Annotated in this window: 20 protein-coding genes and 1 pseudogene; 12 read left to right on the plus strand and 9 right to left on the minus strand. The window is 46.2% G+C overall.

Annotated elements, in window-relative coordinates:
• The first annotated feature begins 129 nt into the window (after nucleotides 1-129).
• The 5 genes from QUB56_RS13810 (at nucleotide 130) to QUB56_RS13830 (ending at nucleotide 4,590) form a co-directional block, all read left to right on the plus strand.
• Nucleotides 130-897: a ChaB family protein gene (locus tag QUB56_RS13810; RefSeq protein ID WP_332955828.1), complete on the plus strand. Its 768-nt coding sequence runs from the start codon at nucleotides 130-132 to the stop codon at nucleotides 895-897.
• Nucleotides 898-1,272: 375 nt separating this feature from the next.
• Nucleotides 1,273-1,431: a rubredoxin gene (gene rd / locus QUB56_RS13815; protein WP_332955829.1), complete on the plus strand. Its 159-nt coding sequence runs from the start codon at nucleotides 1,273-1,275 to the stop codon at nucleotides 1,429-1,431.
• Nucleotides 1,432-1,455: 24 nt separating this feature from the next.
• On the plus strand, nucleotides 1,456-2,721 hold the full coding sequence (locus QUB56_RS13820) for an NAD(P)/FAD-dependent oxidoreductase (RefSeq protein ID WP_332955830.1): 1,266 nt from the start codon (nucleotides 1,456-1,458) through the stop codon (nucleotides 2,719-2,721).
• Between the two features lie 255 nt (nucleotides 2,722-2,976).
• A complete protein-coding gene (locus QUB56_RS13825) occupies nucleotides 2,977-3,645 on the plus strand; it encodes a hypothetical protein (RefSeq protein ID WP_332955831.1) in 669 nt (222 codons plus the stop codon).
• Nucleotides 3,646-3,816: 171 nt separating this feature from the next.
• Nucleotides 3,817-4,590, plus strand: coding sequence for a class II aldolase/adducin family protein (locus QUB56_RS13830; RefSeq protein ID WP_332955832.1), 774 nt, complete (start codon nucleotides 3,817-3,819; stop codon nucleotides 4,588-4,590).
• A 312-nt stretch (nucleotides 4,591-4,902) separates the two neighbouring features.
• On the opposite strand, the gene QUB56_RS13835 is transcribed toward QUB56_RS13830, so the two are convergent.
• The 5 genes and pseudogenes from QUB56_RS13835 to QUB56_RS13855 form a co-directional block, all read right to left on the minus strand.
• A complete protein-coding gene (locus QUB56_RS13835) occupies nucleotides 4,903-5,805 on the minus strand; it encodes an Rpn family recombination-promoting nuclease/putative transposase (RefSeq protein ID WP_332955833.1) in 903 nt (300 codons plus the stop codon).
• A 36-nt stretch (nucleotides 5,806-5,841) separates the two neighbouring features.
• The gene (locus QUB56_RS13840; RefSeq protein ID WP_332955836.1) at nucleotides 5,842-6,588 is read right to left on the minus strand and encodes a HEAT repeat domain-containing protein; all 747 of its coding nucleotides are present in this window, start codon (nucleotides 6,586-6,588) and stop codon (nucleotides 5,842-5,844) included.
• A gap of 93 nt (nucleotides 6,589-6,681) precedes the next feature.
• Nucleotides 6,682-7,957 (minus strand): annotated as a pseudogene (locus QUB56_RS13845) (RNA-guided endonuclease InsQ/TnpB family protein).
• Nucleotides 7,958-8,294: 337 nt separating this feature from the next.
• Complete coding sequence (locus tag QUB56_RS13850; protein ID WP_332955837.1) at nucleotides 8,295-8,831, minus strand: GNAT family N-acetyltransferase; 537 nt, start codon at nucleotides 8,829-8,831, stop codon at nucleotides 8,295-8,297.
• Nucleotides 8,832-8,835: 4 nt separating this feature from the next.
• Nucleotides 8,836-9,039 (minus strand): hypothetical protein, encoded by a 204-nt coding sequence (locus tag QUB56_RS13855; protein WP_332955839.1) that lies wholly within the window; start codon nucleotides 9,037-9,039, stop codon nucleotides 8,836-8,838.
• Nucleotides 9,040-9,173: 134 nt separating this feature from the next.
• Here QUB56_RS13855 and QUB56_RS13860 point away from each other — a divergent pair, with 134 nt between their 5' ends.
• Together QUB56_RS13860 and QUB56_RS13865 are read left to right on the plus strand one after the other, a co-directional pair.
• Complete coding sequence (locus tag QUB56_RS13860; protein ID WP_332955840.1) at nucleotides 9,174-10,535, plus strand: calcium-binding protein; 1,362 nt, start codon at nucleotides 9,174-9,176, stop codon at nucleotides 10,533-10,535.
• A 211-nt stretch (nucleotides 10,536-10,746) separates the two neighbouring features.
• Nucleotides 10,747-12,105: an Mbeg1-like protein gene (locus QUB56_RS13865; protein WP_332955841.1), complete on the plus strand. Its 1,359-nt coding sequence runs from the start codon at nucleotides 10,747-10,749 to the stop codon at nucleotides 12,103-12,105.
• Between the two features lie 213 nt (nucleotides 12,106-12,318).
• On the opposite strand, the gene QUB56_RS13870 is transcribed toward QUB56_RS13865, so the two are convergent.
• Complete coding sequence (locus QUB56_RS13870) at nucleotides 12,319-13,683, minus strand: MFS transporter (RefSeq protein ID WP_332955843.1); 1,365 nt, start codon at nucleotides 13,681-13,683, stop codon at nucleotides 12,319-12,321.
• 134 nt (nucleotides 13,684-13,817) lie between these two features.
• Nucleotides 13,818-15,866, minus strand: coding sequence for an Eco57I restriction-modification methylase domain-containing protein (locus QUB56_RS13875; protein WP_332955844.1), 2,049 nt, complete (start codon nucleotides 15,864-15,866; stop codon nucleotides 13,818-13,820).
• A gap of 59 nt (nucleotides 15,867-15,925) precedes the next feature.
• On the opposite strand from QUB56_RS13875, the gene QUB56_RS13880 reads away from it, so the two are divergent.
• From QUB56_RS13880 to QUB56_RS13890, 3 genes are all read left to right on the plus strand, one after another.
• Nucleotides 15,926-16,063, plus strand: coding sequence for a hypothetical protein (locus QUB56_RS13880; protein WP_332955845.1), 138 nt, complete (start codon nucleotides 15,926-15,928; stop codon nucleotides 16,061-16,063).
• Nucleotides 16,064-16,159: 96 nt separating this feature from the next.
• Complete coding sequence (locus tag QUB56_RS13885) at nucleotides 16,160-17,773, plus strand: family 10 glycosylhydrolase (RefSeq protein ID WP_332955846.1); 1,614 nt, start codon at nucleotides 16,160-16,162, stop codon at nucleotides 17,771-17,773.
• Nucleotides 17,774-18,116: 343 nt separating this feature from the next.
• Nucleotides 18,117-18,701 (plus strand): Uma2 family endonuclease, encoded by a 585-nt coding sequence (locus QUB56_RS13890; protein ID WP_332955847.1) that lies wholly within the window; start codon nucleotides 18,117-18,119, stop codon nucleotides 18,699-18,701.
• A gap of 161 nt (nucleotides 18,702-18,862) precedes the next feature.
• Here QUB56_RS13890 and argF read toward each other — a convergent pair whose 3' ends face one another.
• Nucleotides 18,863-19,783, minus strand: a complete 921-nt coding sequence (argF, locus tag QUB56_RS13895) for an ornithine carbamoyltransferase (RefSeq protein WP_332955848.1) — start codon at nucleotides 19,781-19,783, stop codon at nucleotides 18,863-18,865.
• A 235-nt stretch (nucleotides 19,784-20,018) separates the two neighbouring features.
• Nucleotides 20,019-21,029 carry a tRNA dihydrouridine synthase DusB gene (dusB, locus tag QUB56_RS13900; protein ID WP_332955849.1) on the minus strand — a complete coding sequence of 337 codons (1,011 nt, stop codon included), beginning with the start codon at nucleotides 21,027-21,029 and terminating at the stop codon, nucleotides 20,019-20,021.
• 615 nt (nucleotides 21,030-21,644) lie between these two features.
• Here dusB and QUB56_RS13905 point away from each other — a divergent pair.
• Nucleotides 21,645-23,237, plus strand: coding sequence for a glucose-6-phosphate isomerase (locus tag QUB56_RS13905; RefSeq protein ID WP_332955850.1), 1,593 nt, complete (start codon nucleotides 21,645-21,647; stop codon nucleotides 23,235-23,237).
• A 72-nt stretch (nucleotides 23,238-23,309) separates the two neighbouring features.
• On the plus strand, nucleotides 23,310-24,044 hold the full coding sequence (locus tag QUB56_RS13910; protein WP_332955851.1) for a response regulator transcription factor: 735 nt from the start codon (nucleotides 23,310-23,312) through the stop codon (nucleotides 24,042-24,044).
• Nucleotides 24,045-24,117: the final 73 nt, after the last annotated feature.

A 24,117-nucleotide genomic window follows, 5' to 3' on the forward strand; every position in this document is an offset into this window, starting at 1 on the left:
ACTCTTTTGATAGACCCTCAAACTATCTCCGATAAATCGACCTCTATCTCGCGGTCGATGCGATCGCCCTGCGGTGTCCTCCTATACTGAAAACCAGCACAACTAATCAAAAACCATCAAGGAGGAAAAATGACAGAGGAATACCTAGCCGAACGCACAGTTTCAGCCGTATTTAAGGAAGAAGAACAATTAGACGGCGTAATTCGGCGCTTGCTCGATCGCGGAGTTTCCCGCGACCACATCTCAGTAATGGGAAAAAACTTTCAATCTAAAACTAGAATTGCCGGCTTTCTTACTAAAAAAAATGTGATTTTAGGCGGTCTGCGAAGCGGGGCGATTTTTGGTTCCTTATTCGGTTCTTTTTTGGGTTTGCTAACAGGCGTCGGCGTGCTGTTTATTCCCTTTGTCGGTGCAGTAGTCTCGGCGGGCCCGCTGGGTGCTGTGCTGTTGGGTGCAGCTAGCGGGGCGATCGCAGGTTCGGCCGGTGCGGGTCTAGTTTCCGCTTTAGTCGCTTTGGGAATGCCCGAAGACAAAGCAACAATCTATCAAACCCGTGTTGAAGCAGGCGAATTTCTCGTGATGGCAGAAGTTCCCGCCGATCGTGGGGGCGAATTTCAACTCTTGCTAGAAAGTGCAGGTGGCCAAGAAGTTTCAGTTAGCGAAATGACGCTGCCGCGCGCCGTCAAAGGTCGCTGCAATAGTCCGGCAGACTTGTCTCCAGAAGTGCGATCGCACCTGTCGGAAGCCGCTCAAAAAACCTTTATCGAATCCTACAACGCCGCATTTGACGAAACCAACGACTCGATACAAGCGGAACACACCGCTTGGGACGCCATTCACCAGCAGTACGAAGAAGATGAAAACGGCGTTTGGGGTAAGCCTCTAGCGAAAGTCTAGTCTGGCAATCGCAGTAAACTAATAAAAAATACAATTAAGCCTCTCGAACTGCGGTTCTGGAGGCTTTGACGATTTTAGATTTTAGATTTTAGATTTTAGATTTTATAATTGTGCAAGACTTAATTAGGATCGCGAATTAAATAACTTACAATTTTAATTGTTATTGTGGGATGGGCGTCCCGCCCGTCCCACTTTCAAGAGTGGAAGTTATTTAATTCTCATTCCTTAGATTTGAGATTTTATAATTGTGCAAAATTTAATTTTTAATAATTTGGGAATGGTGGAAAGTCGCATTACGTTTTGAAAGTAGTATTGCATTAGGTTGCGTTGTCAAGTACAATCTATAGGCTTACAATATAAAATTGAGTTAAGCAAATGCAAAAATACCTTTGTACAGTTTGCAATTACGTCTACGACCCAGAACTAGGCGACCCCGACGGAGGCATAGCTCCCGGTACACCCTTTGAAGATATCCCCGACGATTGGGTTTGTCCCACTTGCGGGGCGGCAAAATCCGATTTTGAACCAGAATAAGCGAGAAAAAATTTGTCCGATCGAATGCTCAAAATTACAATCATCGGCGGCGGTGCTGCTGGTTTTTTTAGTGCAATTACCTGTGCGAAAACTTACCCGCAGGCCCGCGTCACTTTACTAGAAGCTGGCCGGCAGCTCCTGGCCAAAGTTCGCATCTCTGGCGGCGGGCGCTGCAACGTCACTCACGCTTGTTTTGACCCCAGTATTTTAGTGCAGAATTACCCCAGAGGAGGGAAAGCTCTGCGCGGTGCTTTTACTCGATTTCAACCCCGCGATACTGTAGAATGGTTTGCAGGTCACGGTGTGAAGTTGAAAACAGAAGAAGACGGGCGAATGTTTCCGATCACCGACGATTCGGGGACAATTGTTAACTGTTTGATCCGAGCTGCTGAGGATGCAGGCGTAAAAATTCGCACTGGCGATGCAGTAGTTTCAGTAAAGAAATTAACGGGCAACACCCCAGAGGGCGAACAGGGGGACACCGCCCCTAGGTTTGAAATTGAGTTGAAGTCGGGGGAGAGTTTTAAGTGCGATCGCATCCTTCTCGCTACAGGCAGCAATCCGTCGGGTTTTAAGTGGGCAAAAGAGTTAGGTAATACTGTAGAACAGCCCGTTCCTTCTCTATTTACTTTTAATATTTCCGACAGCAGAATCAAAGATTTAGCCGGAATTTCTGTTCCTAATGCTAAGGTGAAATTGCCGGGAGCTAAATTAGAACAAAGCGGGCCTTTGCTAATTACTCACTGGGGTTTAAGCGGGCCTGCTGTACTCAAACTTTCGGCTTGGGGTGCGAGATTTTTGCACGATCGCCATTATAAAACATCTGTGCTGATTAATTGGCTTCCCCAGTACAATGCGGAAGTTTTGCGGCAGCAACTGCTAGCAGTTAAGTCGCAGTTGTCGCACCGATTGATTGTCTCTAGCTGTCCCTTTCCGGTGCCGCGCCGCCTCTGGGAACGCTTGACAAGTTCGATCGGCATTGACGAGCAAAAACGCTGGGCAGACTTATCTAACAAAACCCTCGATCGCCTCCTGCAAGAACTCGTTCAAGGCGAATATCAGATTGCAGGAAAAGGCGCATTTAAAGAAGAATTCGTCACCTGCGGCGGTGTCAACCTCAAAGAAGTCGATTTTAAGACAATGGAAAGCCGCCGCTGTCCCGGACTTTTCTTTGCGGGCGAAATCTTGGATATCGACGGCGTGACGGGCGGTTTCAACTTCCAAAGTGCTTGGACTACGGCGTGGTTGGCTGGAATTGCGATCGGCAAACCATCCGATTTTAGATTTTAGATTTTAGATTTTAGATTGGGGAATTGGGGGATTCGGGGATTGGGGGATTGGGGAATTGCTAATTAATTGGTGAATACCTCATCTTTCCCAGAACCGCTATACTTGCTATATAAAGGTTTGGGACTTACGATCGCCCGTTCAGCTTGCCTGTATTAAATTTTGTGTTATTTTTGAATGAAGGCGCACCAAATGTGCGTCCACTTCAGTTTGTAGACAAAATTCGCAGTTTTGCGGAGTTAACCTCGGGTGAGATACATGAAAAACTTGAATCTAAAAACCCAAAAGTTCGATCGCAACCTTGAGGACCATGTTGACTCACCTTTCATCGAAAAAAATGGCTTGCTGGAATTCAACCCCAAATTTATCGAACCCGAATTTTTAACAACCTGGACCTTTGAAACACACCTGTACGACGAACAAGTTGCGATCGACCACTTTGTCATCACATTTCCCAGCCGCACCCAACTCGAAAAATACGCCGAATCTTTTTACCCCTTCGGCGCCAAAATTGTCGAAGGCCCAGACTTGTTCCCGATTAACTTTTGTTCCACAAACATTAACGTTCCCTCCGATTTGTGGCTGCATTTAATGACCTTATTAATGCCAGCGGGCGGCTTAGTAGTATTAGATGCGCCCCACGCAGTCGGCGACCAAAAAAACCGTTTCCAGGAAGAAAGAGGATTAGCAGCAGTTCACCACGTCGCGATTCGAGTCGAAAACGTGCAGAATGCTGCTACAATATGGCAAAAGAAAAACTTCAAACCCCTGTCCGATCGAGCTTTAGATTACGGCTCATTAACCCAGTGGTTTCTGCAAAACCCCGCCGGACAAATTATCGAATTAATCGAGCGCCACCCCGGCAATAACGCCACTTTCGACTGCAAAAACATCGCAGGTTTGCGCCTGAGTGAAATCGCAGTTTAGTAAGGCAGGCATCTTGCCTGCCCCACAGTTCCCAACTTCAATTATCTCGTTCCCAGTCTCTGACTGGGAATGCCGATTTATCTCGTCCATCTCGTTTTATCTCGTTCCCAGTCTTTGACTGGGAATGCAGATTCGGAGGCTCTGCCTCCAGTCTTTTCACTAATAAAATATATGGTTGCATTAAAAATCCCAAAAGTCACTTTTCAACCCCCGACATTCAACTCACTTGAAGAAGAACGCCGCCACCGCAAACAACGTTTAGCCGCCGCATTTCGATTATTTTCCCGCTTCGGATTCAGCGAAGGAATTGCCGGACATATCACCGTCCGCGACCCCGAACACCTCGACCATTTCTGGGTCAATTCTTTTGGAATGCACTTTGGTTTAATTCGAGTCAGCGACCTAATTTTAGTCAACCACAAAGGCGAAGTAGTTGAAGGAAATAAACCCGTAAACGAAGCAGCATTTGCCATTCATTCCCAAGTCCACAGCGCCCGCCCCGACGTAATCGCAGCAGCCCACGCTCATTCTCCCTACGGCAAAAGTTGGTCGAGTTTGGGCCGCCTGCTTGACCCGCTGACGCAAGATGCTTGTTCTTTTTATGAAGACCAAGCTTTATTTGACGATTACACCGGAGTTGTTTTGGAAATCGAAGAAGCTAAACGCATCGCCAAAACTTTAGGTGAGAAAAAAGCCATTATTTTACAAAATCACGGACTGTTAACAGTAGGTCAAACAGTAGATGAAGCAGCTTGGTGGTTTATTGCAATGGAACGTTCTTGTCAAGCGCAGTTAATGGCCGAAGCCGCGGGAAAACCCATTCTCATCAAGCCAGAATGTGCGCGTTTAACACAGCAGCAAGTAGGGTCTCACCGCATGGGATGGTTTAGCTTTCAACCGCTTTATGACATGATAGTGCGCCGGGAACCCGACCTATTAGATTAGCACATGATATCTGTAGGGAAAAGGCACTGCCCTGTCCTTATATCTGTAGGGAAACGGCACTGCCGTGTCCTCTATCGAAAGCTATGTACCTCACTTACCTAAAAAATGCTGTATCTGTAGGGAAAAGGCACTGCCGTGTCCTTACTTCGGTAAATTTTACGTCATATAATGTACGTTGAATTCCCCGCCGTCAAATTCTGTTCCTGTGTGTAGTAATCACTTTAGTTTTAATTGACTAAAAGCTAAAAAGAAAACCGTCGTCCTCACTACAAACTTAATTCGGAGGGTATTGCCGGACATGATATTATAAATTTATCTTGACACAGATTCCAGCCAAGCTATCAAATCCTGTTGACTGGTAAAATCTAGCAAGATTTCTCCTAAATCATCTAATTGTTCGAGAGATAACTGCTGGATGCGAGTTTGAATTTCCGGCGAAATTTCACCAGTGCGCCGCACGAGTAGACGCAGGATTAATGCTGTTTGCCCCTCAATTATGCCTTCTTTGCGGCTTTTAATAATAGCACCGCGCTGGTCTTCAAAAAACATTTCCCGCTTTTCCAATTCCTCTAATTCCTTAAGGGTTAAATTAGTTCTGCTGGCGATGGAAAAAGCTGTTTGAATTTCGGGAATTGATGCAAACTTTTCCGGAATTTCATCGAAGAGGGGAGCATTTTTGATAAAATAAATCCAGCTTTGAATTATGTTTTCGACTTGTTCTAGTTCTTTGTTAAACTTGGGCAGTTCGACAAACACTAATTCGATTTCTCTGTTATAATACTCGAAGTTTTCTTCGAGTTCTTTAAAGACAAAATGGGTGAGAAATTTTTCGGTATTTTCAAATAAAATAAAATCTGTAATTGTTAAAGCAATCAGAGGATTTAATTTAGAGTATCCTTCCCTGGGTCTGAGTTGAGTTGCGTAGGTTTTGGCGGCATTGTACACTACCCGTTTAGTAAAAGCTTCTACATTTATTACCTGCATTTCGATAATCACAGTTTTGTTGCCTGTAATTTTGGCTTTAACATCCAGGTAAGTGTCTTTTAATCCAGTAACGCTCGGCGCGGCGTAAGGGTCAATAATTTCTAAGTCTTCAATGGTTGGCTGTGCGTCATAGAGCATAGCATTGAGGAAGCTAATCAAAATGCCTTTGCTCTGGGCCGAACCAAAGATTTTTTTGAAACCAAAATCTGTTTTAGCACTGATGAAAGGCATAATTAGTAATGGTAATTGGTAATGGGGGCGTTTAAATCACAAAAGTCCTTCCATTTCTAAATCTTCAATTATCTGCAATCCGCGGGGGTCGCCCACTCGCAAAAGTGAAGATTTAGCATCTTCCCGCACGCCCATATCTTCATCTTCTTCTAAAGCTTCAATCAGAGCATCGATCGCCCCAGCGTACACTACATTATTCGGCAATTCCCGGGCCAGTTGCCCGATCGCCCAAGCGCAGTTGCTCCGCACAGCAGATACAGAATCTCCCCGCAGCGTTTGAATCAACGGCGGAATCGCAGCAATCACCACATAGTAACCAACTTTTGCCATTTGACCCAGAGAACTCGCCGCCCACAAACGCACCGCCGAAATATCAGTCGAGAGAGCATCAATTAAAGATGGCAAAGCGCGGTGGTCCCTGCAATTTCCCAGGGCCCAAACTACCCCTTTGCGAACGTAACCGTTCCAGTCGCAGTTAAGCTGAAGAATCAGGGGTTCCACAGCATCGGGGCTCGGATTTCGCCCCAACGCATAAGCCGCGCTCACCCGCACCAAGGGGCAACCGTCTCTCAACAAATTAATTAAATGCGAAATTGCTCGATCGTCCTGCAGTTCGCAAAAAGCCCGCGCCGCAATCATCCGGTGCTGAGGTTCCGGGGATTCCAGCAAAGGCAGCATTTCCTCAGGATCTGGCAGCGGGGGTTCGGATTCGTCAAATTGATCCAAAGGGCTTTCCAGTTCCGTGTCAGTATCAAGGGCGTTGGAATAGTCGTTATTGTGCATAAAAAAACTTTACCGCACTGAGGAGGCTCCTCAGCAAGTCAGACAACGGTCAACAGCAAGTAGGATAATAGCTGCTAAAAGTATAGTCATCTATTACATGACATGGGAGGCATCGCGCCCCTCCCCTTTCGCTTTTACTTTGAGCGGATTAACCCGCCTGGGCCCAACTACGCCCACGACCTATCCCATTGCTCAACGCTTTTGGGAGTGCTTTTCGCATGATATTGTAAGACCCATTAACATCAGCATTAATTAACAAACCCTCTGCCGTTTTGTACAAACCTCTGTGGATGCGTTTGCCAGTAAATTCCACGCTGTTGGCATCGCTCTCGCCGTAAACAGGAATCGGATCTAAAGAAAGGAAGTTGGAGGCTGAAGTATAGGATTCTTCCTGTATTATTACTTCAATCCCAGCCAAAACAGCTTTGTATTCCAACATCTGAATTAATCGAGCGTGCGGAATGCTGACCAATTTTTGATTGTTCTGCTTGCCTAAGTTAATGCAGTTTTTCCACTGCACATTTTTGCCAATTACTAATGTCCCAATCTGACCCTCGCTCAAAATATCGATAATCAGCCTGCTAGTATGGTGTAAGTAGTTATCGACTTTTTGATTGATCCAGCGAGTGAGGCGCACAATTTTTGATGAGGTTTTAAGATTGCCTTTCAATTGAGATTGTAATTGGGATTTGCGCTTGTTGTAGAACTGATTGATGGATTTTAGCGGTCGCCCGTTAATCAGTAGGGGGATAAAGCTTGGTTGATTTGATGTTAGCGCTACTAAGTTATTCATTCCGAGATCGATACTGGCTACCGATGCAGAGTTCTCTCGATCTCGGGCGGGTTCCTGTTCATTGTAAATTACCTCGCTTACGTAACAATTGCATTTGGGAACTACTCTTACTTGACAAATTCGCTCGGGCTTGACAGTTGTTTTAATCGATATTTCTGTCCCTGAAACTTTGATAATTCCTTTTTTTAATTGTTTGCTGCTAATTGCTTGCACTGTATAAACGAGAATATTTCGCCCCTTAACTTTATCTTTGTACTTCGGTAGTTTTGGGCGGACTGTAAATTTTGTCGGTTCTTTGTTGTAAGCTTTGAGAGCCTCGAAAAAACCTTGCCAGTTTTTGTCCAATATCATCAAAATTTGTTGGCTGACTTTGGCAGGTAGTGCCTGATATGCTGGATGGGATTTCATCAAATTAGCCATCTGATTGTAAGTGAGATATCCCCAGCCGTAGAGGAAGTTTTGGCGAAGGACGTAGTTAGCAGCGTTGTAGAGATTTTTGGATTGCCACGAAGCGTTATCGAGTTCGGCAAAACGGTGTTCTGTTTGCTTAATAATGTGCCTTTCTGCTAGTTGCATGGTTGAGTCTGGGTTCCTTAATTTTGCTTTCCACGACTCGCCATGCGGTTGTGTAGAGTCATGCCTATTGCCTTGGCGCAGTCAGGTAGTATCATTTGGTCTTGCTGACCACAGGATACTACTTTTGTCCACTAATACTTATAAACTTAATGAAGTTTTACAATACCAATAAAAGTATTCCGAGGGAGGAGTGAAGTCCTCATGTAGTTCATAGTGAGGAGTTCACTCCTCCATAAAGTTCTCCGTCAAGACTTAAGTCCCCATAAAGTCACGAAGTTTTCAGCTTCTTTCTGTATCAGGACTCTTCCTCCTTACTACAAACAGTACCTTTTATTTTTCAAAGAGACTTGAGCATCGAGATCGAATGACTTTGATAGCCTAATTTTTGATAGAGATTCAGCGCAGGCTGATTGCTCAGAAATACTTGCAAACCAATTTGCCGATCGCCCCTTTCCCGCGCCCAATTTTCAGCATGAATAACTAAAGCTGCACCGACTCCTAGACGGCGATGTTCCGGTGCTACGTACAGCAAAAAAATGTGAGCGTAACGTTCTCCGGTGGTTTGGTCGATCGCATTTCCCAACCACAAACATCCGACAACCGATTGGAGATTTTGGACTTGAGATTGGGGATTGAGATACTGCGAGGGAAGCACCGGCAAAATTTCTGCCTCCAACTGGCTGTTTTTCTGGCACTCTACCCACCAAACCGGCGTCTGGTTAGAAAAATACTGCTCGACAGTTTGAGCCAAATGTCCCAATTCCCCATCCGGGTAAAGCTCTCGGTAAGTCCGGTGCATAAACTTTACCAGTTTTGCTCGATCGAGTCCCGATCCCGATCGCAGCCCGTAGCCCGGTATTAGTTGAGCAGACATCACCTCACCGAACACTGAGAGCCCAATAATTTAGCCCCAAGAAAATTGGATTCACCACTGCCGCTTGCTTTTGGGGGATCGCTTCCTCAATCGGTGCCGGGGCAGCCATGTCAGCCGGCAAAAAGATGCGAGCGCTGACTGCTACCAGAGCCACAAAAAATACTAATATCGCTATGAATGGAGCAATGTATTGACGAAGGATAGCCATAACCGCACAAACTTGATTCTTGAGTTGATATTATCAAGTGTACCATACAAATCTTGTCAGCTATAATAGCTGATCGGACACTTAGCTCAAGAAGAGAGCGATCGCCCATACCAACAAACACAAAATATAATATTATGAGTGCCTCGCCTGCTGTTTATGAAGCTTTGGCTAAGTCAATTGTTTTTTTGAATCAAAAACCGAACGCGCAAAATGAAGTTTCGCGTTTCCTGGATAATAATCGCTACTATATCGATCGCATATTCGACGACCCCGAAACCGGCTTTTATGCGATCGGCTTCGGTTCATCCGATCCCCAACAACCGCCAGTCCTCGTATTCCGAGGTACAGATTTCATCGACGGCGAAGCTATATTTTCCGACTCCCGGGACATTGGTTTACCCGAATTTGAAAAAAACAAAGATAATATCCAAAACTGGCTGACACAAATCGGTCAAGATACTGGTAAAAACCCCAGCAAGTTATTGCCCGATGTCATCGGTCACAGTTGGGGCGGAGCTGTCGCTCAAATTGTAGGGACCGAATACCCATCTATTACCGGCGATATCTTTACTTTCAACTCTCCGGGAGTGTCAGCGAGTACATTCAACACTTTTCGGAGAAATCTCAGCAGATTCGGCAACAAAAATGTCAATCACTACATTGTCAGCGGAGATTTGGTCACCTTGTTTGGCGAAGCATTTCTGCCGGGAAAAGTATTTCTCCAAACTTTTACAGACCCTAGTATTAATCCCTTAACTGTTTTGGCAAAACATCGAACTGAAAATTTGTTAACTAATCCGCCCGCGGATTTTTTCCAGAGGCAAATTTCTGTAGAACAATTAAACAGTCCCGAGTTTGCTTATAACAACGACTCAGATTTTAACGAGTTTATCGCTGCGATGAATTTTGCCCTGCCCAATGTGTCAGTAGCCATCAGAACCCGAGCGGGTGCAGAGAGTTTGAGAACAGCACCAGAATTTTCTTTTGTGCAGTTAATCAGACAAATGCAATTCGGTTTAGCTCCCTTGCAACCGAATTATCTATCAGGCGACGCTCGCAACAATACTGCTACCGGGGGCCCTGGAGAGGATACAGTTATCGGCAACGGCGGTAACGATACTCTCAGAGGCAATCGAGGTAATGACAGCATCACCGGTGGTAATGGCGACGATTTCTTGTACGGCGGCAGAGATAACGATTATTTAGAGGGCGACGACGGAAACGATTTGATTTCCGGCGAGTTTGGCAACGATTTTTTAATTGGCGGCGCGGGGCGCGATCGCTTTGTATTGGAATCCGGCGGCGGAGCAGATGTGATTGTAGATTTTCAAGATAGTGAAGATTTAATTGTACTGTCGCGCGGTCTAACTTTTCCTCAAATTAGAGTAACCCAAGGTGTTGACGGAGCTTTAATTACTATCCCGATTACTGGGGAAATTCTTGCAACTCTTAGAGGCGTAGTGGCAAGCAATCTTACGCGGGTAGATTTTGTATAATAGCTTTAGTGCGAGAATTTTTTGTAGTTTTGCTGGCGCGAAACCGGGGTGGTTTTGTAGTGAGATAGTTTGTTAAAAAAATCTGCTCAACTTGCCCATACAAAGCAAGTAAAACTAGCTGATTAATATGGTTAATAAACGGAGTTTATTGTAAAATTAGTTAAGTAGCTTAAACACTAATTCCCAATCTAACGACAGGAAATAAAAAAATATGCCCTCCTCGCCCGCCGCTTACGAAACAATAGCCAAGCAAGTTGTTTACATAGATAACAACCCCCTGTCTCAAACTTTAGTTCAAACGGGTTTGAGCGCTGCGGGCTACCAAATCGATCGCACGTTTGACGATCCGGGAACTGGATTTCACGCGATCGGCTTAATTTCCACGACCCCAGACAAACCGCCCGTTTTAGTATTTCGCGGCACCGACTCGATCGTAGATGATGCTGCAAACTCAGACAAGCGCGGCGTCGGTTTCAACCAATTTGAAGCCAACAAACAAGCCTTAGGAAATTGGCTGACACAAATCAGTCAAGATACAGCAAAAAACCCCAGCCGCTTGCCCCCCGATCTTCTCGGACACAGCTTGGGCGGTGCTTTAACGCAGCTAGCCGCAACTGAATTCACATCTGCGATCGGAGATGTTGTCACCTTCAATTCTCCCGGAGTTAGTCAGAGCACAGTCAATACCTTTAAGCAGAAAGCCGGCGCCGGAAAAAATGTAACTCACTACATAGTTAGCGGCGATTTTGTTAGTTTGGGAGGAGAAGCTTTTCTACCCGGAAAAGTAGTTTTTCAAACATATACAAACCCGATTATTAACCCGCTACTTGTCTTGGACAAGCACACCCAAAGCGGTTTGTTAAGTGCTCCTCCTCCCGGTTTAACTCAGACAGAAATCTCGGTTGACCAGTTGAACCGCCCTGATTTCACTTTCACAGATTCCGATTATTTAGAGCTGTTAGGTGGCTTAGACTTTGCACTGCCGGCCTTGGGAGCATCCCTGCGATCGCGCAGCAGTTTAGAGCAATTAAGAAGCGCTCCGGGAACCTCCTTTTTAGGAAACGTTGTGGCAATGAAAACTGCTCTCGATTTATCGCAAGCTAACCAATTACTAGGCGACGATGCCAACAATACAGCCTCAGGTTTTGCAGGGGACGATATTATCATTGGCAATGGGGGAAACGACACTCTCAGCGGCAACAAAAACAACGATATTATCAGCGGTGGCGCCGGCAACGACCAGCTATTTGGCGGCAAAGGGGATGACAATTTGAACGGTGGAGAAGGAGACGATACGCTGATTGGGGGAGCGGGTGCGGATATCTTAATTAGTGGCACTGGACGCGACGTATTGGTGTTAGCAGCAGGCGCCGGTACAGATACATTTATAGACTTCCAAAAGGGTCAAGATTTAATTGGTTTGAGCCGAGGTTTGAGCTTCAACCAACTGAGAGTTAGTCAAGGCGATTTTTCAACGGCGATCGAAATTGCCAGTAACGGCGAAGTTCTTGCGAATATTCTCGGCCTTTCAAGGAGTCCGCTAACAGCTAGTGATTTTATTTCAATTTAGTTGGTAACTGGCAATAGAGATCTTCGGTAGGGACACAACATGGTTGTGTCCTGATTTTATCTTAGAAACGCCACACAGAGTTTATAGTCATTCCATGATTAAAAACATCCATATTCCTGCTGGGGCGGGTTCACCGAAATCTCGAAAAAGTAGTGCAGACATTCGTAAACCCGCCCCGCCCGGCTCTTATAATTATAGCGACCGGACTTGATATTAATCGAAATCGTCCAGTCCAGGCCTGGGCATGGATGCTATTTTTTTCTCATCTTCTAAGGGCAGAAAGAAAATGGTTAGCATACCGGGAATCACAGCCAGCGCGCTCATCAAAAAATAATTTTGATAGCCGAGATTCGCCTGCAAGTAGCCGCTAAAAACGCCCGGAATCAGCACTCCTGCGGCCATAAAAGCCGTTGTAATTGCATAGTGAGATGCTTCGTATTCAGGGCGGACAGTCCGCATCAAGAACACTGTATAGGCAGCTACGCCAAGTCCGTAAGTAAATTGCTCGATCGAATTTACAGCATAAGCCCATTCAATCCCCGGTTGATTGATTGCCAACAGCCAATACAGCACGTTAGTTGAATTTTGCAGAATTGCCGTCGGCCACATCCATTTTTTCAATCCTTGTTTTGCAATTAAATAGCCCCCTAGCAAACCTCCAATTAACAGAAACATTACCCCGATCGTACCCGATAACAGACCCATGTCCGATGTAGAAACTGCTAATCCTCCTTTCTCCACTTTATCCATTAAAAATGGCGGAGCCATTTTAAACGTTAAGGCATCGCCTAACCTAAAAATTAAGACATAAGTAACAATCCAACCAATTTTATATTGCTGAAAATAAGTTTTAAATGCTTCGATAAAGCTTGTTGTTTGTTGGGGGGCGGTGGATTCCAGAGCGTAATTTCTAGGATAGGGAAGATACCACCGCTGAAACAGATATATCAGCACAAACATAATCGCACAAATCCCAAAAGCTGTCGCCCATCCGTAGTTAAGCGCAGACACGCTAAAATCCGAACCGAAAAGTGACAGCAGAATGTCTTGATATATTTTGGTGCCGCCTGTATTTCCTGTGACTAAATGCTGTTCTGCCAGTTTCCCCGCTAAGAAAACCAATACACCGCTACCGGCAATGACAGCACCTCTATAAGCCGTGTTGCGAACCCCGACAAACAAGGCTTGCTGGTCTTTATTGAGAGTGTTTAAATAAAATCCGTCAATGGCGATGTCGTGAGTAGCTGACACAAAGGCGATCGCCGTAAAGATAACAAGCGATATAATAATCGGTGCCGGCGTCAATACACCAAAAGCGAGGAAAGCAAACAGAAAAGCACAAATGATTTCGGTTGTTAAAATCCATTTGCGTTTGGTGGAATACAAATCAACAACTGGCCCCCACAAACCTTTTAAAACCCAGGGAAAAGACAAAAGACTTGTCAATCCGATGAGCTCGTTGCTGGTTCCCATACCTTTCAAAAAAATCACCGACATTAAATTAACGACGGTGTAAGGGAGACCTTGAGCGAAATACAATACTGACACCCACAATCCAGCGTTTTGCTTTTTTTCCATTGCAAAGATATTTTGGCGAGTTACTTATCTAATTTACTGAGTGCGATCGACAATTCCGGTCTATTCAACCCCTGGCATCACAGTATATGTCATTCCGATACCAGCGGCAGCCATATAAATAGTGTATGTTAGCATCATTCTGACTCACAAATATTTTCATTTTTGGAATAAGCCTGCAATAATTTTTCTTCCTTAAAATGAACGAGGTAAGCGCGAACATTTTTGTCCCAGTCAGAAGTGTCATAAGTTCGCAGCAGTTCCAAAGCACTTTGTTCTATCTGATATGCAGTTTGTGGACTATTCACCGGACGTTCTGGACTGTCAGGATTAACAACAATTAAACCTGCATCTAGAAACTCATGCACCGTCTGGCGGCGCACAGTTTCCCGCGTATTTGGTGCATATTTTTTACTGTACTCCTCCTCCATAAATTCCATAATTGGTGTTATTCCCAGAAGTGGAGATTTCGCCGATTCCCAAGCATCCTTTGGCTTGAGGTCAAGCAAAGCCAGAAGGGTTAAGGCGGAACGTTCGTTAAGCTGACCTTTGGGAAAACCCAGCGCTGCAAGTATTTCTAGAGATTCATCAATACGGTTCTTGATTGTCATTGGGCTATTTTCTAACGGATTGGTCGCCTTCAGCAGTTGTCTCTCGACAAGTCGATCCAGTTCCCGCTGTGTAGGAAATATTTCTCTTATTTGAGCGCCCAGTAAAAATAATTGCTCTACAGTAGGATACTTCAAATTGCGTAAATCCGTAGCATTAACTTGAGTGTGTCCGTTGAACAGTCGGAAAAACGCATCTACCAAACTCGAATTTAGATAAACGGCCAATCCCCGCGCCAGGGTGAGGTCTAATCCGCGTCCCTGTTGGTGAAAGTAATTCAAATGGTTCTCAAAACCAACGCGAGAACTATTAATTTTATTGGCATCCCAGACAACTGCAACAATTCGCTTTTTCTCTTCCTTTGAGGAGAAGCGCTTGCTCAAAACATAATGTTCGTTAGGTACGAGGAGTGCAGCCGTTTTTTCTGTGACAGCTAAAGCTTGATGCTTTCTCGTTGCGGTGGGATATTCCACACCGCCAGCCGAGAAGTGTGCGGGATAAATCAGCGGAACTGTACCGTTTTCTGGTTTTAGCCGCAAGTCAGAGCGAACACGAAAATCTACAACTTTTCCGGTGGAAACTGTTAAGCCTAATTCCTCTAGGGTGCAAGTAAATTGAGCTATTTGCTCGACTACTTTCTGGCTGAGAGAATCCGGTAGAATCCGAATAAATTGGTCGGAATCTTGGGGATTAATTAGGGCGGTATAGGGCAGTTGGTGAGACAAAAACAGGTCGTCGCCCGCGCTGCTGCTTGAGGTAATTAGTACAGTATCTGGCTGTTCTATTTGTTTGGTGGCGCGCACAATAATAGTTTCTTGCAGCACCGCATCGTCGCGAAATGGCAACTGTCGGGATTCAAAGATGTGTACTTGGCGTAAAGCCATCATTTGAAGGAATACTTTGCGGAAGTCTCGAAAGTATAAACCGTTGCAAAAGCTGCGGGGAGTAATCGATACTAATTCACCGTTTGGTTTGAGCAGGTGAGCGGCCGCAACTGTGAAGCCAGCGTAGAGATTGCTGGTTTCTAGTCCTATAGAACGCAGCAAGGTTCGGGCTTGGGATTTAGCGTCTATCTTGGCATAGGGAGGATTGATTATTGCATGGGTAAATTCCCGTTTTACTGATTGTGTAAATAGATTGGGCTGCAACATATCGGCGCTGTCTTGAATAAAATCAATTTCGCGAACCTCACAGGTAAAAGATATCTCAAAACGCTGACATTCTATACTGCACAATTCTAAAGTTTGCTTGAGGTATTCTATCAAAATAATGTCAATTTCATAAGCTGTAACGTGCAGGCTGTGCGGTTTGTTTGGGCGCTGGCAAAGCTCGCAAACAACGGCTGCTAACAGGGAACCAATTCCTGCACCGGCATCTAAAAGCGATATATCGGGACAGTTGAATTCAAACATTCCCGCCATCAAACTTGCGACGGAGGAAGGTGTTAAAAATTGTCCCTTTTCTCCTCTCTGGCTTTGCTGCAACTTTCGGGTTGCTTCTTGGCGCCAGCCATCTACTCGATCGAGTAAATTGCTGTCAGGTGGCAGGGCTAGGGTTTGAAAGTGCGGTAGTATCATTTGTTCAAAAAGTGCGATCGCCTATTCAGTGTGTTTTCGCCAAAATAGGATTAGTATTATTGAACCGCGAAGACGCGAAGGACACGAAGGAAGAAGAAAGAAGAAGGAAGAAGAAGATAATTTTATACCGAGAAGGGTGGAAGAGGGGCGATCGGCTTTTTCTGCAAGCGTGTGTTTTGCAATACCGATTTTACTGATCTGCCTAATTAATGTGCCATTGTGCGAAAATGTCAAGCGGACGCTCAAACCAAAAGTCTGTAAAGGACTGTTAAACGCTCTCTCACACATTTCTGATGCGAAATACCAAAACATTCTTTTTGTCAAGCTTGTTCCTGATAGGCTTAACAATTAGTTTTCTGCTGACTCCTGGTTGGTTCTCCAACTTCCCGTCCCGCGCTAGCGCAACTATGCCCCCGCAAACCCAAACCGCCGAATTTCGCGCATTCTGGGTTGACGCCTTCAACCCCGGCTTCAAAACTCCTCAAGAAGTCACAAAATTGATCGCAGACGCGCAGCGGGCCAATGCCAACGCGATCGTCGCCCAAGTCCGCCGCCGCGGCGATGCTTTTTACACGAGTGCGATCGAACCCCGCACCCTCGATCCTAACGTTCCCCCCGGTTTCGATCCCCTGCAAGATTTGATTGACAAAGCCCACGCCGCAGGCATTGAAGTACACGCTTGGATGGTGACGCTGCCGGTGGTTTCGGGCGCCAAACTTCCCGCCGGTCACGTTTGGCAACAACACGGACCTTCGGCCCCAGGAAACGACAATTGGGCGATGCTGACTTACGGGGGGGAATCACCCGGTTTCCTCGATCCCGGCCATCCAGACGCCGTAGATTATACTGTTTCCGTCTATTTGGACTTGCTGAAGCGCTACGATGTGGACGGCGTACAGTTGGATTATGTGCGCTACGGCGGGCCGACTTGGGGCTACAATCCGACTGCGATCGCCCGTTTCAATCAGCAAACAGGTCGATCGGGCAAACCCGCACCTACCGATCCCGCGTGGATGCAGTGGCGGCGCGATCAGGTGACAAGTTTAGTGCGGAAGCTTTATGTAGAAAGCCTTGCGATTAAACCGCGCGTTAAAATTAGCGCCGCCACGATCGCCTGGGGAGACGGCCCGCAAAACGCTGCCGGGTGGTATCAAACGCAGCCTTACAAAGAAGTATTGCAGGATTGGCGCGCTTGGCTGGAAGAAGGGATTTTAGACATGGCGATGCCGATGACTTACCAGCGCGAGTACAAACGATCGCAAAAACTCGCTTACGACAACTGGATCGAGTTCGCCAAAGACCACCAGTACAACCGCCAAATTGCGATCGGCCCCGGCAATTACCTCAACTACATCGAAGACACCCTAGCGCAGGTTCGCCGCGCCGAACAGCCGTCTGCAAAAGGAAATCACGTAGCGGGTACGGTACTCTATTCCTACGCTAGCAGCAACGTCTACACGAATGTGGAACTGCGATCGGGCGGTAGCGGTGATTTGCCCCGCCAGCCTTGGAAATACGTTCCCCAAAGCAACGATTTGTTTTACACCGCGCTTTCTGTGCCGAGTCAATACGTTGATGCTGCGACGGGCAAAACCTATGAAACTCAGCCTGTGTGGGCGACAGCCGCAGCGGTTCCCGATATGCCTTGGAAGTCGCGGCCGACTACAGGTGCGATCGCCGGAAATTTGCAGCGGTGCGCTCAAACTTGCGACGGTGCGAGCTTGACATTGCAGTCGATCGATGCTGCTACCAAGGTGCGCCAACTGCGCGCCGATGGTAAAGGATGGTTTGGGGCGATCGAGCTTTCTCCGGGAACTTATCAGTTGAAAGTTGACGGAAGTCAAATTCAACAAACAGTTAATGTTGTCGCTGGTGAAGTAACAAAAATCAATCTCGGAGCATCTTAACTCGTCTACTCGTTACCAGGCTCTGCCTGGTAACGCAGATCCGGAGGCTCTGCCTCCAATTTTGATAAAAGCTTCCGAGGCAGAGCCTCTAGATATCGGTTCCCAGGGAGAGCCTAGGAACCTGTTAAGTCACCAAAATCAATTTCGGAGCATCTTAACTCGTCTACTCGTTACCAGGCTCTGCCTGGTAACGCAGATCCGGAGGCTCTGCCTCCAATTTCGATAAAAGCTTCCGAGGCAGAGCCTCTAGATATCGATTCCCAGGCAGAGCCTGGGAACCAGTTAATATCATAAGCTAAAATAAAATTATCCCACATCTAATTATAAATTTATCAATCGAGATATGCTAACAACAGACGCTGCTTTCACCCTCCGTAAATGGACAGTTAAAGAGTATCACAAACTGGGAGAAATGGGATTTTTTCACCCAGAGGAACGAGTCGAATTACTTTCAGGAAATATCATCAAAATAAGTGCAAAAGGAACTGCTCACACCTCCTCTTTAGGGCGTACAGATAGATTGCTGCAAAGCCTTTTTGCAAATCTGGCGTGGGTACGAATGCAAGATCCGATCGCCCTTGATGACGATTCTGAACCCGAACCGGATATCGCGGTAGTCAGAATCGATCCTTTTGACTATGCGACTCACCATCCGACTCCCTCAGAGGTATATCTCATTATCGAAGTGGCAGATAGCAGCTTAACTTTCGATCGCGAAATTAAAGCCAAAATTTACGCGCGATCGGGAATTGCCGATTATTGGGTGCTAAATGTGGGCGATCGACAACTGCACGTTTTTCGAGAACCTACTGAAAATGGCTATCAAAGCGAAGTAATTCTTGGGGAAACTGCGAGCATTTCACCGATCGAATTTCCCGCTTTCAATATCGCAATTCAGGCAATGTTGCCGCCTCTGGTATCACATTGAAAACTGTTGTATCAATTGTCTTCGTTTGTGAATTATGTTTTTTTTATTAACCGCAGAGGGCGCAGAGGGCGCAGAGAAAGAGAATAGAAGAGATAGAGATTGAGAGAATGGCTTTTCTCTTATTCTTCAGTCGGGCTATTCTTCTCTTCCCTTCTCTATTCCTAATCGCTTTCTAGAAGGCTTGCCAGCAAAGCTTGCTGAGCGTGCATCCGATTTTCTGCCTGATCCCAAACGCGCGATTGACTCCCTTCCATCACTGCATCGGTAATCTCTTCATCCCGGTGTGCGGGCAAACAGTGCAATACAATTGCATTTTTATCTGCTAACTTCAGCAATTGTTCATTTACCTGATAGGGTTCAAACAAAGGAATCCTGACTTTTGCTTCCTCTTCCTGTCCCATACTCGCCCAAACATCTGTATAAATCACTTGAGAATTCTTAGCAGCCGCTTCTGCATCACCCGTCACAGTAACTTCGGTTTTTCCCTGTGCAATTGCCTTAGCTTTTGCCACAATATCAAGATTCGGACCGAACTCTTCAGGACAAGCAATTCTGACATTTATCCCGGTCATTGCACAGCCCAACATCAGCGAATTTGCCATGTTGTTACCGTCGCCCAAATAAGTCAGGGTCAATCCTTCTAGCTTGCCAAAACACTCTTTTACTGTCATTAAATCCGCCAGCACTTGACATGGGTGTTCGTCATCTGTCAGCGCATTAATTACAGGAATTTTTGCATAATCTGCAAAAGTTGCTAAATCCTTTTGCTCGAAAGTCCGAATCGCCAAAATGTCTAAATACCTGTCTAAAACCCTTGCTGTATCTACTAAAGGTTCGCCGCGGCTGACTTGTGTAACGTTGGGATTGAGGTCAATCACTTGCCCTCCCAATTTATACATTGCTACCGTAAAACTTACCCGCGTTCGCGTTGAAGCTTTGGAAAATAACAAGCCGAGAACTTTATTGCGTTTCAGCTTGACCATTCCCGATTTTAAACTGGCTGCTAGATCCAGCAAATAATTTAATTCGTCAATGCTTAAATCTGCCAGACTTAATAAATCTCGCCCTTTTAAGGAATCCATGCTTTCCCCCACACACAAATTTTTAACTTTGTCTTAAATCTTAGCCCGCAGAGGCGGGTTTTGTTTCTGCAACCCCTAGTTGACTCCGCCCAAAAACGGATACTGTGCCGCGTACACTCCTGAGGGTCGATATTAAAATTTTAGACTCAAGTTCAAGCTCCCACATTCTATGCTGCAAGTAAATCTAAAATCTAAAATCTAAAATCTAAAATCGACTGACATCTGCGGGTAAGGTTTATGCGGGCAATTGCTCGATCGCGCGATCGATCGAATCGCAACCTTGTTCAACCGTTTCTACCACAGCCAACACGCCCCGCAATTCCCCAGCGCCCGGGAAACCCTTAGCATACCAGGTTAAGTGCTTGCGCGCTTGGCAGACACCGCTGTCACCTTTATATTCCCACAAAGCCCGCAAATGTTCCTTAGCACATTCGAGGCGTTCAATTGGTGTCGGAGCTATCTTTTCCACACCAGTTTTCAAGAAATAATCAACTTCTCCCACCAAAAAAGGATAGCCCAAAGTTCCCCGCGAACACATCACTCCGTCGGCGCCGGTTTCTTCCAGACATCGCATCGCTGCTTCCACTGAAAAAATATCCCCGTTAGCAATAACTGGAATCGATAAAACTTCTTTCACTCGGCGAATCCACTCCCATTTTGCCGGGCCGGTGTAACCTTGCGATCGAGTGCGGCCGTGCACGGTAATCATTTTTGCTCCCGCATCTTCCATCCGCTTCGCAAATTCCAAAATATTAATTTCTTTGTCCGTCCAACCGATTCTAGTTTTAACCGTGACAGGAACATCTACTGCTTCCACAACAGCCCGCACAATTGCCTCGGCCGTTTTCGGGTCTCGCAGCAGGGAAGAACCGCCGCCGTTTTTAGTAATTTTGTTAACCGGACAGCCCATATTAATATCAACAGTATCTGCTCCTTCTGCCACTGCTTTCTGGGCCGCTTCTGCCAAGAAATCCGGCCGGCAGTCAAACAATTGAATGCTAATCGGGCGCTCGTTCGGGTCAACTTCCATAATTCTCGGCAGTTGCTTCACGTAGTGCAAACCCGTAGCGTTCACCATTTCCGTGTACATCATCGAATCCGGCGCGTAGCGGCGCACCAGGCGGCGAAATACCAAATCGGTAACGCCGGATAAGGGCGATTGCAGGACGCGGCTTTTAACTTCAAAATCGCCGATTTTGAGCGGAGTTGCTAACCTTTGTTTTAATTCGGGAGATAGAGCAAGCATAGTCGATCGCACTTTTATTCTAATATCTGTATATTATACTACACTTCAGATAGTTAACCGTTGTTAACTATATTTTTAGCCGATTATTGAGTGACAGCTAAAAGTATATTTAACCTGACCAAGAATTTCAAAGGTGGTACCCGCCACGTGATTTATCCGTGGAATCAATCCAAAATCTCAAATCTAAAATCCTCAAGAAAGAGCATTTATCCGTGGGGTCAATCTAAAATCTAAAATCTAAAATCTAAAATCGATTGACCGCAATCCCTATTTTACAGATCGCGATCGCCCGAATTTGAATATTGTTAAACCCGGGCCCAAAGCCCAACCTCGAGCGCATTTAAAACTCTGTCCCGCTGCTGCTAGACTTTCGATCTATCTATGGGGTGTTGCGCTCGATCGGGGATCTACCTAGTAAGAGTATTGCCCAAGTCATATTTTTGTTGTTTAATTCTGCCGAGTGCTTTGGCTGCCTTCGGCGCAGGCTGCCTTCAGACGACTAATGCTTAAATTTATTGGGATTCTGCAAAAGCCTTACATCAGATCGTTTTAAACTACAATTGGTGGATTCCTGACGACCCCGATCGAACATTAAAAAAATTGTAGAGAATTCCTATGGACGCCGCAGCACTCTGGCAACGCTATCAAGACTGGCTTTACTATCACTCTGGATTGGGACTTTACCTCGATATCAGCCGCATGGGATTCGACGACGCTTTCGCAGCAGCACTGAAGCCCAAATTTGACAAAGCTTTCAAAGACATGGCAGCTTTAGAATCAGGTGCGATCGCCAATCCCGACGAAAACCGCATGGTGGGCCACTACTGGCTGCGAAACCCCGATTTAGCTCCCACTCCAGAATTAAAACAAGAAATAGTCGAAGGGATATCACAAATCGAAACATTTGTCAAGAAAGTTCAAAACCGCGATATTAAACCGCCCTTTGCTCCGCAATTTACCGACATAATTTCGATCGGCATCGGTGGTTCCGCCCTGGGCCCCCAATTTGTCGCCGAAGCTTTATCCCCAGACATTCCGCCCCTAGCAATTCATTTTATCGACAACACGGATCCGGCGGGGATCGATCGAATTCTCAACAAAATCAAAGACAAACTCCCCAGCACCCTAGTAATTACCATCTCCAAATCCGGCGGCACCCCCGAACCCCGCAATGGCATGATAGAAGTTCAAAAAGCCTTCGCCGCCCAAAAACTCGACTTCGCCAAACAGGCAGTTGCCATCACTGGATGTGACAGCAAACTAGACAAATTAGCCAAATCCGAAGGCTGGATTGACAGCTTCCCGATGGCCGACTGGGTGGGAGGACGCACTTCGGAACTCTCAGCAGTAGGACTTTTGCCAGCAGCTTTGCAAGGCATCGACATTCGGGCCATGCTCGACGGCGCTAAAGTGATGGACGAAGCTACCAGAATTCCCGACATTAAAAACAATCCCGCCGCCCTGTTAGCCATGAGTTGGTATTTTGCCTGCAACGGACGCGGCGAAAAAGACATGGTAGTTTTGCCTTACAAAGACTCCCTGCTATTGTTCAGCCGCTATTTGCAGCAATTAGTCATGGAATCTCTAGGCAAACAGCAAGATTTAGACGGCAACACAGTTCATCAAGGAATCGCAGTTTACGGCAACAAAGGCAGCACCGACCAACACGCCTACGTCCAGCAACTGCGAGAGGGCGTGCCGAATTTCTTCCTAACATTTATCGAAGTTTTGCAAGACAGGCAAGGCATTTCCCCAGAAGTAGAAACAGGCGTCACTTCGGGAGATTATTTGTCTGGTTTGTTGCAGGGAACTCGACAAGCTTTGTACGAAAATCACCGAGATTCCATTACTGTTACAATTCCCCAAGTCAACCCGGAGATAGTAGGAGCATTAATCGCCCTCTACGAAAGAGCCGTAGGTTTTTACGGTTCCTTGGTGAATGTGAATGCCTATCACCAGCCAGGGGTTGAAGCAGGCAAAAAAGCGGCCGCGGCTGTATTGGACTTGCAGCAACGGGTACTGCAAGTGCTCAAAGACGCCCAAAAACCTCTGTCTGTCTCAGAAATAGCCAAAAAAGCAGGAAAGCCAGAGCAAATCGAGACAATTTACAAAATTCTGCGGCATTTGGCAGCAAACGGGCGCGGCGTAGCTTTGGAGGGAACATTAGGGCAGCCTGCTACTTTAACAGCAAGTTATAAACAGAATTAAACAGTAGAATTAAAAATTAAAAGTGAAATTAGTCACTTTTAATTTTTAAGGTTTAATTTTTAAATTCCCCTCATGCCCTTGACGATTCTGGTTGCTGACGACGATTTCGCGACTCGCTTGTCGATTACCGATTATCTGGAAATTACCGGATACTCTGTAATCCCTGCTGAGAATGGCAAAGAAGCTTTAGGTTTGGTAGAGGAATTTCAGCCCCACTTGATTGTTACCGACATTACAATGCCGGAGATGGATGGCTACGAATTCGTGCGGCGAGTTCGGACTCGTCCCGCTTTCCGCTTGCTGCCGGTGATTTTTTTGACGGAACGCACGAGCACGCAGGAACGGATTCGCGGCTATCAGATGGGGTGCGACAATTATCTGGCTAAGCCTTTTGAACTCCAAGAATTGGGGGCGGTAATTCGCTCTTTGCTCGATCGCTACGCTCTAATCGCTCAGGCACCGTCTCATTCCCCAAAACCAGAACCGACGCCAACAGAGGCACGCAGCAGAGCCAACAGCCAGCCAGAATCGGATTTTTTTACTCAAAAGTCAGAAAGCGACGATTCCCTACGGGATAGCTCCGCCGCGCGTGCACCGACAAGCCAAAATGCTCCGAGTTTGACTCAGCGAGAGCGAGAAGTGCTAGATTTGCTGACAGAAGGTCTTTCTAATATTCAAATAGGCGATCGGCTTCACCTCAGCCCTCGAACTGTCGAAAAGCACGTCAGCAGCTTGTTCAGAAAAACAGAAAGCAACAACCGAGCAGAACTCGTTCGCTTTGCGATGGAACACCATTTAGTCAGTTGACACTCCGGGCGCCTGAAGGCGCGAGGATTCTTGAGGAATTTCTACCTCAATTTCCCTATTTCTAGAGTTCCCA

The sequence above is a fragment of the Microcoleus sp. AR_TQ3_B6 genome, from assembly GCF_036702785.1.
Taxonomy (GTDB): Bacteria; Cyanobacteriota; Cyanobacteriia; order Cyanobacteriales; family Microcoleaceae; genus Microcoleus.

Coding starts and splice junctions, on each gene's coding strand:
- QUB56_RS13890 (WP_332955847.1), top strand. CDS start 18,117: ATGCTAACAACAGACGCTGCTTTCACCCTCCGTAAATGGACAGTTAAA.
- QUB56_RS13850 (WP_332955837.1), bottom strand. CDS start 8,831: ATGTCTGCTCAACTAATACCGGGCTACGGGCTGCGATCGGGATCGGGA.
- QUB56_RS13910 (WP_332955851.1), top strand. CDS start 23,310: ATGCCCTTGACGATTCTGGTTGCTGACGACGATTTCGCGACTCGCTTG.
- QUB56_RS13875 (WP_332955844.1), bottom strand. CDS start 15,866: ATGATACTACCGCACTTTCAAACCCTAGCCCTGCCACCTGACAGCAAT.
- QUB56_RS13830 (WP_332955832.1), top strand. CDS start 3,817: ATGGTTGCATTAAAAATCCCAAAAGTCACTTTTCAACCCCCGACATTC.
- QUB56_RS13835 (WP_332955833.1), bottom strand. CDS start 5,805: ATGCCTTTCATCAGTGCTAAAACAGATTTTGGTTTCAAAAAAATCTTT.
- dusB (WP_332955849.1), bottom strand. CDS start 21,029: ATGCTTGCTCTATCTCCCGAATTAAAACAAAGGTTAGCAACTCCGCTC.
- QUB56_RS13905 (WP_332955850.1), top strand. CDS start 21,645: ATGGACGCCGCAGCACTCTGGCAACGCTATCAAGACTGGCTTTACTAT.
- QUB56_RS13840 (WP_332955836.1), bottom strand. CDS start 6,588: ATGCACAATAACGACTATTCCAACGCCCTTGATACTGACACGGAACTG.
- QUB56_RS13865 (WP_332955841.1), top strand. CDS start 10,747: ATGCCCTCCTCGCCCGCCGCTTACGAAACAATAGCCAAGCAAGTTGTT.
- QUB56_RS13870 (WP_332955843.1), bottom strand. CDS start 13,683: ATGGAAAAAAAGCAAAACGCTGGATTGTGGGTGTCAGTATTGTATTTC.
- rd (WP_332955829.1), top strand. CDS start 1,273: ATGCAAAAATACCTTTGTACAGTTTGCAATTACGTCTACGACCCAGAA.
- argF (WP_332955848.1), bottom strand. CDS start 19,783: ATGGATTCCTTAAAAGGGCGAGATTTATTAAGTCTGGCAGATTTAAGC.
- QUB56_RS13860 (WP_332955840.1), top strand. CDS start 9,174: ATGAGTGCCTCGCCTGCTGTTTATGAAGCTTTGGCTAAGTCAATTGTT.
- QUB56_RS13810 (WP_332955828.1), top strand. CDS start 130: ATGACAGAGGAATACCTAGCCGAACGCACAGTTTCAGCCGTATTTAAG.
- QUB56_RS13885 (WP_332955846.1), top strand. CDS start 16,160: ATGCGAAATACCAAAACATTCTTTTTGTCAAGCTTGTTCCTGATAGGC.
- QUB56_RS13855 (WP_332955839.1), bottom strand. CDS start 9,039: ATGGCTATCCTTCGTCAATACATTGCTCCATTCATAGCGATATTAGTA.
- QUB56_RS13825 (WP_332955831.1), top strand. CDS start 2,977: ATGAAAAACTTGAATCTAAAAACCCAAAAGTTCGATCGCAACCTTGAG.
- QUB56_RS13820 (WP_332955830.1), top strand. CDS start 1,456: ATGCTCAAAATTACAATCATCGGCGGCGGTGCTGCTGGTTTTTTTAGT.